Annotated in this window: 4 protein-coding genes; 3 read left to right on the top strand and 1 reads right to left on the bottom strand. The window is 57.6% G+C overall.

Annotation, left to right across the window (positions count from 1 at the left end):
- Positions 1-290 (bottom strand): hypothetical protein (locus CHU93_RS00125; protein ID WP_133064235.1); only part of this gene is annotated, 290 nt, incomplete at its 3' end.
- Between the two features lie 429 nt (positions 291-719).
- Here CHU93_RS00125 and CHU93_RS00120 point away from each other — a divergent pair.
- From CHU93_RS00120 to CHU93_RS00110, 3 genes are all read left to right on the top strand, one after another.
- Positions 720-938, top strand: coding sequence for a hypothetical protein (locus CHU93_RS00120; protein WP_094472205.1), 219 nt, complete (start codon positions 720-722; stop codon positions 936-938).
- A gap of 237 nt (positions 939-1,175) precedes the next feature.
- The gene (locus CHU93_RS17400; protein WP_165768527.1) at positions 1,176-1,409 is read left to right on the top strand and encodes a hypothetical protein; all 234 of its coding nucleotides are present in this window, start codon (positions 1,176-1,178) and stop codon (positions 1,407-1,409) included.
- On the top strand, positions 1,384-1,709 hold a 326-nt coding region (locus tag CHU93_RS00110), incomplete at its 3' end, for a hypothetical protein (protein WP_207759159.1). The genes CHU93_RS17400 and CHU93_RS00110, both read left to right, overlap by 26 nt.

Below are 1,709 nucleotides of genomic sequence, written 5' to 3'. Positions count from 1 at the left end.
GCCAGCGCCTGTCTCAGCGCCGGGTTTTTCAACACAATCCGCAGCCCTGCCGCCACCGCTTCGTCGGTCCCGACAGCATCGACGGTCCAGTTGCCAGTTGCGGCATCCTGTTCGATGGAAAATCCCAATTCGGTCGTCCTGGCGGGCAATGGCGCGCGAAGACGCATGGTCGTGCCAAAGGCGAGGGCGGCAAGGCTGGCCACCGCCAGCAGGCTCCAGACCACCATATAGGCCGACAGCCAGCGGCCAGTGAGCGGCTTCAGTTGCAGGTGATTGCGATCTTGCGTCATGTCTGCCCCTTGTGCCGGAGCATGATTTCACCTCTTTGCCCGCCCCGACGTCGCGATGCTAGGCCACACCGGATGCCTTTGCAATTTCAGGTCTTGCGGGGGCATTCCGCTTAGGCAAGCGAAAAGCTGGACCCGCCCGACCAACGGGTAGCAATGAGCACAGGACGTTCAACTTGGGATGGCAGCTCCCCACCACCTCCAGCCATGAGCCGGATCGACGCGTGATCCCGAAAGCGGCTTGGCGGCTTTGCCTCGCTTCTGGAAAATTCCCGCCATTCAGCAAGCGACCCCTTTGTCGCCACTATGCAGGCGTGGCAATCATCCCTCATGCCTATGTGGCGACAGATCTTTGCCAGACTTCGACGAGCTTGAGTCGGTAAGGGATCAGTTCGCGAACGCATCCCTGAGAACCTCAGCGATGAAGTCCCCTTGGACGAGATCCAGAAGGTGACATTCTTCAAGCGCGATGAGCTAACCACCGACCTGATCTGCTGCGACATAGAGGGGCGTGAGCGGGGGTGGTTCTTCCACGAAGAAGCCGAGGGCTGGGGCAACCTTTTGCGCCACGCGTCAGATGTCGGGACGATCTATGAAGCGGTGACCCATCCTACGATGCGGCTTGATGGCGTGAAGTCGCCAGATAAGTAGGCAACCATGATGCTTCACCGCGTGCTCAATATCGAATGCGATGTTCCACATTCTCGACGACAATCCTCGTTTCAATACACCGCAGAAACGATGCAGGAGGCGCCTTGATCGACAGCGCGCAAAGAGTTGCTGCGGACGTTCCAAAATCCTCTGATGTGGCTGCTGTGTGAGCGATTCCGCTCAAGACGGCGGGCGCAACAGCGCCGCGCGAAGAATTGACGGTATCCTGACGATTTATTGACGCTTGATAAGATTGACGGGTTTGCGGCCGGCGCAATACGCTTCGAGCGGGTTTTTGACAGGAATGGCGAAGGTCAAACCAAGCGAATTGCCATGCGTTTGGCAATCCGCTCGGCACAGGGCGGAGCAGCCGAGCCCATGCTCTTCACCCTGCCAATAAAACGTCACGACCCGCAATTCTGGGGCGAAAAACAGGAGGACATCGATGAACAAACTGACCACACGCATTAAGCTCGGCTTTGGTGCGATCGCACTCGCCACTGCTGTACCTGCAATGTCGCAGGCCGAACCTTACAAGGACTACACACCGTCGGAAGAGGTGGTCGAAATGACCCTTGTCAGGGTCGATGAAGGGCAGTCGGACAACTATCTCAGTGGCCTGCGCAAAACTTGGGTTGCGGCCAATGAGATTGACCAGAAGCTCGGCCGTCTCAAGAACTTCTCGATCTACATGGTTCCTTACGGCGACAACGAGTTCAACATTGTCCTCATTGAACCGCGCTGGGTTTGCCGGAGGCTATTTGGTTTGAG

It is taken from the genome of Sandarakinorhabdus cyanobacteriorum (genome assembly GCF_002251755.1).
Lineage (GTDB): Bacteria > Pseudomonadota > Alphaproteobacteria > Sphingomonadales > Sphingomonadaceae > Sandarakinorhabdus > Sandarakinorhabdus cyanobacteriorum.
The sequence above is the reverse complement of the archived record's forward strand: the minus strand, read 5'-3'. Positions and strand labels throughout refer to the sequence as shown.